The sequence below is a fragment of the Ornithinibacter sp. genome, assembly GCF_035443565.1.
Classification (GTDB): domain Bacteria; phylum Actinomycetota; class Actinomycetes; order Actinomycetales; family Dermatophilaceae; genus Fodinibacter.
In genome coordinates, this window is the sequence record NZ_DAORSO010000001.1 from 71,738 (window position 1) to 74,142 (window position 2,405).

The following is a 2,405-nucleotide window of genomic DNA, read 5'->3' on the forward strand; positions in this document are numbered from 1 at the left end:
ATCGACTGGATCCGCTGGTTCATCTCCATCGCCGCGGCCGCTGCCCTCGTCATCGGCTACGAGAAGGTCACCGCCAAGAAGTCGGTCTGACCGCACCAACCCCACTCATTGCACGAGAGCCACCCGGATCCGGGTGGCTCTCGTGCAATAAGTGCGGGTCTGTGCCGGGTGACTGGTTGTTTCGCTCAGGGCGTGAGGCCCATCAGGGCCATCCGCTTCTGGTGGTTCTCCGTCAGGCGGGCGAACATCTGCCCCACCTCGGCCAGGTCGACCCCTCCGCCGACGAGCAGCGCGGACATGGCATCGCGCTCGACGGCCACGGCCTGGGCCTGCGACAACGCCTCCCCGAGCAGGCGCCGGCCCCACAGCGACAGCCGTCCGGCGGCCGTGCGGTCGGTCTTCAGGGTGTCACGCACGACGCCGACGACGAAGTCCGCCTGCCCCTCGTCGTCGAGCGCCAGGCCCATGACGCCGCGGGTCTCGTCATCGACGAAGGCGCTCATCTCGCGGTAGAAGTCCTTCGCGATCCCGTCGCCGACGAAGGCCTTGACGAGCCCCTCGATCCAGTCCCGAGGCTTCGTGCGCTCGTGGTAGGCCGCAAACGGCGTGACGAAGGGCGCCATCGCGGCCTCGGCGTCGATCCCACGAGAGCCCATGTGCTCGATGAGCTGCGAGTACTGCACGTACTCGGTGTGCGCGAGGCCGGCCATCGACGACTTCAGCGCCAGCGTCGGCGCGAGGTCGGAGTCGACGGCCATGCGGATGAACGCGGTGAGCTCGCCATAGGCCAGGACGCCCAGCAGGTCGGCCACGGCAGCGGTGTAGGCGGGGTCCTCGGTCGACATGTGCTCCATGGATCGCGAGCCTAACGGTAGAGTGGCCGCTGTCCACGGTGCCCGGTCGGCACGAAGACAGTTCCCTGACGTGGCGAGAGCCCGGCCCTGCCGGCGCGGCCCGCTCCCCGAAGACCTCCGATCGGCCCGCAGCCTTGCGTGGGCGCGCCCGCGCCCGCCGACCGGAAGAGATCACCCGTTGACCGACGTCACCAGCACCGCAGCGCCTGAGGCGCAGACCCTGCCGGAGCCCTCCTTCTCCGACTTCCCGATCCACCCCGAGATCGTCGAGGCGCTCGCCGAGCACAACATCACCAGCCCCTTCCCGATCCAGGCGATGACCCTGCCCGTGGCGCTGTCCGGGCACGACATCATCGGCCAGGCGAAGACGGGCACCGGCAAGACCCTCGGCTTCGGCATCCCCATCCTCAACCGCGTCGTGTCCCCGCGCGACGAGGCGTTTGCCTCGATGCCCGCGGCCGGCAAGCCCCAGGCCCTCGCGGTGGCTCCGACCCGTGAGCTCGCCGTGCAGGTGGCGAGCGACCTCGAGCGCGCCGGCAAGAAGCGCGGCATCCGCGTGCTCACCGTCTACGGCGGTCGCGCCTACGAGCCGCAGGTCGAAGCGCTCCAGCGCGGTGTCGAGGTCGTCGTCGGCACCCCGGGTCGCCTCATCGACCTCGCGAAGCAGGGTCACCTCGACCTCGGTCACGCCCGCATCGTCGTCCTCGACGAAGCGGACGAGATGCTCGACCTGGGCTTCCTGCCCGACGTCGAGAAGCTGCTCTCCCTCACCCCGGCCGCGCGCCAGACCATGCTCTTCTCCGCCACCATGCCCGGTGCCGTCGTCGCCCTGGCCCGTCGCTACATGAGCCAGCCGACGCACATCCGCGCCATGGGCGACGACCAGGAGAACGCACACACGGTCAAGGCCGTGGAGCAGTTCGTCTACCGCGCGCACGCCATGGACAAGGTCGAGATGCTGGCCCGCATGCTCCAGGCCAAGGACCGCGGGCTGACCATCGTCTTCAGCCGCACCAAGCGCACCGCAGCCAAGGTGGCCGACGAGCTCGCCGACCGCGGGTTCGCCGCCGCCTCCATCCACGGCGACCTCGGTCAGGGCGCTCGCGAGCAGGCGCTGCGCGCCTTCCGCAACGGCAAGGTCGACATCCTCGTCGCCACCGACGTCGCTGCGCGCGGCATCGACGTCGAGAACGTCACCCACGTGATCAACTACCAGTGCCCCGAGGACGAGAAGACCTACCTGCACCGCATCGGTCGCACGGCACGCGCGGGCAACACCGGCATCGCCGTGACGTTCGTCGACTGGGACGACCTGCACCGCTGGGCGATGATCAACAAGGTGCTCGACCTCGGCATGCCCGAGCCGCAGGAGACCTACTCCAGCTCACCGCACCTGTTCACCGACCTCGACATCCCCGAGGGCAGCAAGGGCCGCCTCCCCCGCGCGCAGCAGACCCGCGCCGGCCTCGGTGCCGAAACCCTCGAGGACCTCGGCGAGACCGGCAAGGGTGCCGGTCGTCGGGGCCCGTCGGGCGGCCGCGGCAACGAGCG

The 2,405-nt window shown here is 70.0% G+C and carries 2 protein-coding genes; one reads left to right on the plus strand and one right to left on the minus strand.

The features are described from left to right. Positions 1 to 185: 185 nt before the first annotated feature. A complete protein-coding gene (locus tag PLL68_RS00340; protein WP_324530541.1) occupies positions 186 to 854 on the minus strand; it encodes a ferritin-like fold-containing protein in 669 nt (222 codons plus the stop codon). A gap of 178 nt (positions 855 to 1,032) precedes the next feature. Here PLL68_RS00340 and PLL68_RS00345 point away from each other — a divergent pair. Then, the coding region (locus PLL68_RS00345) for a DEAD/DEAH box helicase (protein ID WP_324530543.1) at positions 1,033 to 2,405 on the plus strand (1,373 nt) is incomplete at its 3' end.